The following is a 6,986-nucleotide window of genomic DNA, read 5'->3' as shown; positions in this document are numbered from 1 at the left end:
TCAGAGTGCCGCCCCACGCCCGACGACGGCAGGTGGGGCCACATCAAGATGCCGACCGATCCCGCAACCCAGCCGCCGGGGCCAGTTCAGAATGCCGAACCGGGGCCAATTCGGCTTGCCGAAATCAGGTCGTCGATCACCGTGTACACGTCACATGGTTCGATCTGCGTCTGGCCTCTCCGGCTCACGTTGGTCTTGTCGAGGCACACGAACTCGGGCTTCTTGCCAATGTCCTCGTTGTAGTCGGCTTCCAGGTGTTGTGCGCACTCTTCGAGGAACGCCAGCTCCGACCAGTACGGCTCGAGCCTAGTCTGCAGCCTGTCCACGTAGTCGCGGTCGACCTCATACCAGTTGCCCTCGTTGAGGTAGAATGCGGCCTTGCTGCCGGGCAGGCTGGTGTCGAACAACAGCGACTTGAATACCGTGTGGCTGTCCCGAGGCTCGCCGTACTCGTTGACCAAGTGCAGCCGATGTGTCTTCAGCCGTTCGACCGTCAACGACGCCACGGCGAAGCCGTTACCCGTGAGGTACTCGTAGTAGTTCCCGACCGCGATATCCGAGTGCAGGTCGCTCGGCCCAGCGCCGGTAAACATCGCGTATGTGCTGTCGCTGTCGTGACTGTAGTCGATCAGGTCTGGTACAGCTAGGTGCACGTTGTCCGCTTGGGCGCGGATTTGCTGCTGCAATGTGTGGTTCAATGCTGCGATCTGGTCGGGGTCGCGGACCGGGGCGATCTTCTGAATATCCGGGAATGACTCCACATAGGACTCATTCCTGTAGAGATCGAGCATCCGAGCGCACAAGTCGGTCAAGTCCGCCGAGGCTACCGGGGTGCTCACACGCAGGCTGCTCGCTCCGGTGGCGTGCTTGACCACGTCTGTGTACTCGTCCTTGACCTTGCCGGTGATGCTCTTTAACACTGAACTGTCCTGATCAAAGTCGAAGTAAGTCAGGTCGGTCGCGATCGCGTGCTGGGTACGCTGGCGTCGCGCTGAGCCCGGCTCCAACGTGTCGGTGTTCTTCAACTTCTGCGGGTCCACACAGTTCAAGGTGACCTTGATCCCGAAGTCGTACTCGTAGGATTCATCGCGCAGATTGTGCGACACGTGCCCGAATGCGAGGACGCAGACCCGGTCGGCGATTGGCACGAACACTAACGCGCCCTTGCTTGCCTGAAACAAATCCCGTTCCACGCCGAAGTACGATTTCCACCACGGCGGCCTCGCTGGGCCATCCAGGACGAACAGCGTTGCTCCGGTCGGCAAATTGCTCGCCGGTACCGATTCGATCAAACGATTTTCTTCCCTCAGTGCCGTGGTCGAGTCGAACCCTTCTTTCAGCAAGAAGATCGAGAACGCCCTGCTTCGCGCCATGACATGCCTCCGCTCGGCCACCGAGCTCGATCATCATACAATTCGCTCACCGGCACAGCGTTGCTACGGCCACCGATACAACGAGACTCAACCGTGACCAGTGCCAACGAGCCGCTTCGCGACTAATTCGCAGTTCAAACACGCTGCGGAGAGTTGAAGTCGACGCCGAGTGCCGTGACCTAGGCGTGACTCTCGGGTCACCCAGTTTGCCCAGCGGGTGAGCGAACGTCAGAACGGACATACGTCCTGAGCGCAAGACTACGTCACTTCAAGTTGTCAAGATCAACCGTGCGAGATGACGCCGCTTCAGCACGAGGGGCGCACTTCGATTTCGTCCTCTTTCTCGGGATTGACCTACTGGAGTGCGCACATAAGGCCCGTTGGAGCAGATGCTGCACTCGCCAAGCTTGTCATGCTCGTAGTTTGCGAAACAAGAGAAGCACGCGAATATCTGCTTTTGTGGACCCGTGTCCTGAGGAATGTCACGCCCTACACTATTGACGCGTACGCATCACAGTTCGGGCAGTCGTCGATCCGGCATCTTTGCACCGTCGTGCGCGACCTCGTAATCCGAGACGTTGCCCACGTGGTCCTACGTCAAGTCGTCCGGGGTATTGCTGTTGGCAGCATGTTCGCAGAAGTAGCAGCGGAAGTCCCCTCGGTTGAACCGTAACGCCAGCTCGCGCACTGCGAGCATCCGATCACTTCGTCCGCGTAGGCATCCAACTGGCCCTTGAGTCTGTCTCGGCGGGCTTTTGACCAGCACCTCGATCTCCTTGAGCGCTTGTTGCAACAAGTTCTTTACCTCGCCGGGCGCCGGACGCCCGGCCTCCGACGCGGGTGAACCAGTGGCAGCGCTGGAGATTCACAAATCCGGCCTCAGTCATTGATCGCGGGCATTTGGAACTCTAGAATCGAATAGATCACTCGAACATGTTTAGAACAGTTCAACTAGTTTCCTTGTACGATCCGGACTTTATGCTGCACGGTCACGTTCAGATGCATTAACCAATTCCTCGAGACCGTACGCCCCGACCATCAAAAGGTCATCGAGAACATCCAGCAGAGCTGACCGCCTGGCGGGCGATGGGCTTTGCGCGAGTCCGCGGATGATCAGTTGGCCGACCTCGTTTGCATCGGCAGCGGCGTGAGTGCTGATGTTGCTGGCGTCTGTTCCGAGGACTTCGACGAACCGTTGGGCACACAGCAGGACGAGGTCATCGACCCGGTCCGGTGCGTGCTCCAGGGTGATCATGAGTTGAGGCATGGCATCCACGAAGCAAGGGGAGGCCATGAGTGTCTTCAAGACGGGTTCGAACGGACGGAGGCGTTCGCCGCGCAGCGCGCCGGAAACTTCGCTGACTTGCTTGCGAACGTCTTCGTCGTTGTCGTGGGCTAAGCGCGCCAACGTTGCCGCGCCGATGGCGACATTGCTGGTGTGAGGCAGCCGGTGCGCACACACGCGGGCCGCGCCCCGGCGGACGTGTGTTCCCCCTTTAGTGACGACCGCAGCGAGGAGATCATCAATCTCCCATTCCATCGCAGCGAATGCGGCCAGCTCACCACCGGCTTCCTGGCTCCGTGCGTCCTCTGATGACAGCATCCGCACAATCGCGGGGCGCACGGTGGCGGGATCCTGGTTGCCGTAGTAGATGAGCAGGCGCCGGACATGCGGAGTCGCCAGGAGAACGTCGTCCGCGTCCAGTAGTTGCCAGAACGCCTGGGTTGCCTCGCGTTCAGCGTGCCCCGCCGCGTTCCCGATGAGGCGAGCGGCACACGCCCGCACAGTTAGTGACGGATCGCCTGCGATCCGATCGAGAGCAGTCACCGCGACGGCAGTGCGAGCACCATCGGTGTCGTAAACCAGCAGGTTGGCTAGTGCCTCGGCGAGGGCTCCTCGAGCGGTATTGATACCGGAAGTCACGATGTCACCAACGTGTCGACCGGCGTTGTCGTCGCTCCAGATGCGGATCCCGTCGTCGCTCGGGTCTGGGCTGGCGAGCATTCGGTTCCGGATGAGCTCGACGATGTCGAGCGGTGTGGTCTTCAGGTAGGGCCGCAATGCCGAGCCCAGCCACCGATCGTTTTCGGCGTGTCCGAGCGAGGCGATGTGCCGGACGGCGTCGAAGACAATCTCGTGGTCCGAGATGACGTCCGCCTCCCCGAGACCTATCAGCAAAGCGTCGCCATAGGCTGGATTGAAGTCGGCAGTCACGAGACGTGCCAGCCGGGCGAACCGGGCGGGATCCTGCTTGGCCCGCTCCTGCAATACATGCGAAAGTTCTCTGGCGCCCCCCGTCATCGTTTGCCGGTTGTGCTCTTCTCCGGCGTGTTTGCTCATGGCCTGCAGCCAGTTCTCGTCACTCATGTGTTCGGCGGCTGGTTCCTCGATCGGCGAGCCCAAGAATCCGGCCGTGACACCCTTCGGCGCTTTCGGGTGTTCCATGCCGCAGGCCCGGCGCAGCTCACCGAGCCGGCGGCGCCCGGCCTCGGACAGCCGCGACTCCTTCAAACCGGAAAGCATGCAGAAGGCGTACCAGGCAGGAGACCGTTGTTCCCAGGGGAAGCGCAAGTCACGCAGAGCCTCTTCGAGACGGCCAAAGAGTGCGTCACTCAGATGTGGACTGATCGCCTCGAGCACTTCGCGTGTGGTCCACACACTGTTGGACATGTAGCCCGAGAGAAGCCGGTGCTGCCCTTCGAGCAGCAGCTCGGCTGCCCACTCCGCGTAGGCAGCACCGTTAGCGATCAGCCCCTGGTAGAGGAGCCACTGCGAACTGTCGAAGGGTTCAGCTGCGAGACGTTCGAGCGTCGGCCGCAACCCGTCCGGGTCTCGCGAGGCGAGCGTGCGAATGGCCGCGACGATGCCTGAGAACAGCACATCTTCTAGTTCGGTGTCCGAATCGGAGTCGGGCAAACGGTAGGAAAAGTGCTTGTCGCTACGGAGCCCATATGGATCTTCGTCGCTAGCCGTAAGGACGATGACCCGCAGCACGTAGGGTAGAAGGGCGTCACAGAACTCACGGGGTGCGTTAGCCACTGCGCCCTTGACCAACTCAGCGGCGTGATGATCTCGCATCGCCAGGGCCACTACCGTGCCACGGTCGGTCAAGGCGAACGCGGCGGGTCGTTCCACGAGGAAGGCCACCAGCAGTTCGAAGCACCATTGCGGGCGTAGATTCTCGGCTCGGCGTAGCGATATCCACAGCGCGTGCTCGTAGCCGTCGTAGTGACCGGAGCGCACAGCATCCGCGGTCAGCTCGAATAGTTTCCGGCTCTCGTCCAAGTCTGCGAAACGGGAAACCGAGCGCAGCCCTTCCGCGAAGATCGTTTCGTGCTTGTGGTCGGCGAGCAAGTCGGCCACGCGATCGGGTTCGGTGCGAGCGCCCGCGCTTATCAAGTCTAACGCGCGAGTCTGCTGACTCTCGTCGCCGCTTAGCCAGGCAGCGACGTGGCCACATTCATCGAGCCTGGCGAACCATGCGGCAGTGCGGAACCTTGCCCACAGGCGCGACTCGAAGGGTGGATGGCTGTTGGCGATCTTGAGCACCATCTCGCTCTCGGCCCGGGTCGGGTCGGCAATACCGCCGAGTACGGCGATCACCGCATCCTTGATGTGGAAGCGCACCTGATCGCTCAGTAGCAACGCCCTGATCTCGTCGACGAATCGTTCAGCCTCGCCGTTACGCAGGTGCACCATGATCTGGCGGACCTGAGCGCGTCGAAACAGTTCCTGCTCGCCCCCTGTCAGGAACTCGACTAACGACTCACCTCGCGTTCCCCATCGCCGTGCGAAGGCGTAGTCGAAGAACGCCTCGTGAAAGAAGGCGACCTGACTCCCGTCGCGAACCAGGACGTGCTCAGAGACCAGGACATCGACGTCGTTGCCCAGATCGTCGCGGTCAAGCACTGCCATCGGCACCGACAGGCGTTGACGAAGGCTGATCGCCTCAGTTAGAGCCGTGATCACGGAAGTGAAACGGGTAGTGGGCCGTCGGCTTCGGACGGCGCGTCGCTTGCGATCCCAGTAGGCATCGAACAGGTGGGCAGTGGACTGGAAGTCCAGGGCGTTGGGTTCGCTGGCGACAGTGGCCAGCAGTACCAGGTGCAGCGGCGAGCGCAACAGCGTGCGCTGGTGCTGTGAGAGGGCCGTGACCTCAAGGCCCATGGCCTCCACTGCGGAATCGACCTGGTCATCGGTCAGCGCTCCGACGGAGATTGTTGTCGTAGTTTCACGCGCGTTCAAGCCGCGAATCCGCTCATCGTTGTCGACATCGAATTTGCGGCACGCCAGCACGACCCGCATGCGATTGAACGCCGTCGCCTCCCGGATGAGCCCGGCGATGACGTCGAAGTTCTGAGGCATGCGACCTGATGCGAAACTGACGGCATCGAGCTGATCGATCACCAGCATTGAGGGCCGTTCGCCTGCTGTCGCGGCCAGTGCTGCCACTGGCGAGGCATCTAGCCCTAACAGCTGGCCGAGTTCGGTGGTGGAAGCGAAGGGTTCGAGCCGGTCGAGGCGGAACGCCAGGATCTCAGCGTCCTGCTTACGCGCTTCGGCGACCGCCTGATGGAGAACACCGGTCTTGCCTCCACCGGCTGCACCGATGACGAAGAACAGCCCGTCGTCCTGCGATTCAGCGAGGTCCACCACGTGCTCAGCCTCGGGCCGCGGTACCACCGGGTGCAGCAGCTCCGAGCTGACAGCCGCCGCCCACTGGTCAGTGCAGGCGTTGACCTGCTCCTGCAAGGACGCCCTGTGCACTGCCGTAGCCCGGCGCAAACCGTACTGAGGCATGCGGTCGGTGATCGCGGCTGCAGTCAGCTCGACCCCGAGGTTGTGCATCACGAGGTCACTCAGTCCGGCCACGGCGAGTCTGCCGTCGGCACCGTTGAGCAGCAACTCAGCCAGCGCAGTATTCCCCTCAATGACGTCGCACTCGTCTGGCCAGCGGATCCAGGTTCCACGCAGCACCTGCCACGCCTTGTCCGACGATCCGAAGATTTTCGGCGTCGACAGGTCGGCAAACGCGATCCTCAAGTCTTGGTTGGTTAGCCACTCCTGGGTGAACGCGCCCATCGAGGCCGACCGGCGAGCGTTGTCGCATAACTCGCTCAACGCTCGCGCAGGCACTGCGGACATAAAGTGAAACTCGCGGCCGAGCTCGACGTGATGCCGAGCGCTCGACCATACGTCGAGCTTGTTCAGGGAGGTCGCCGACCAGTTGTTGACCACACGGTTCTGGCGTTTGAGCTGGTGAACCTCGGTCACACTGCCACGGTGGTAGGTGAATTCTGAACCTTGCGCCAGCTCGCCGAAGTCCTCGACGGTGATCGAATCACCACGCCCGATGAGCACATACAGCACATGCCGAACGGTCCAAGCGGCTTCGTACCTGTTGCCGAACTTGTCAGCCTCACCACCGGCCCTCGGACTCACTACATCCACTCCAATAGGCTCGAACGCCACACAATCTCCACGTGGGTCTGTCTCAGGATCGGTGTCTTTGGCTCGGACACGCCGGACTGGTTCCGGCGGGATGGGCACAGTGAGTGATGACATCTGATGTTGTGAGCGCTGAGGAGAAGACCACCAGGCCGGCGAGGACG

General features: G+C 61.6%; 2 protein-coding genes. Both read right to left on the bottom strand.

Features of this window, described 5'->3' with window-relative positions; all coding sequences use genetic code 11:
- Window positions 1-86: 86 nt before the first annotated feature.
- On the bottom strand, window positions 87-1,373 hold the full coding sequence (locus tag D0C15_RS33500; RefSeq protein ID WP_116052052.1) for a DUF6119 family protein: 1,287 nt from the start codon (window positions 1,371-1,373) through the stop codon (window positions 87-89).
- A gap of 976 nt (window positions 1,374-2,349) precedes the next feature.
- Complete coding sequence (locus tag D0C15_RS33495) at window positions 2,350-6,744, bottom strand: NACHT domain-containing protein (RefSeq protein ID WP_211323421.1); 4,395 nt, start codon at window positions 6,742-6,744, stop codon at window positions 2,350-2,352.
- Between the last annotated feature and the right edge of the window lie 242 nt (window positions 6,745-6,986).

Origin of the sequence: Amycolatopsis palatopharyngis, from assembly GCF_003385185.1 — a bacterium.
Lineage (GTDB): Bacteria > Actinomycetota > Actinomycetes > Mycobacteriales > Pseudonocardiaceae > Amycolatopsis > Amycolatopsis palatopharyngis.
This window is presented reverse-complemented; position numbering and strand designations above follow the sequence as displayed.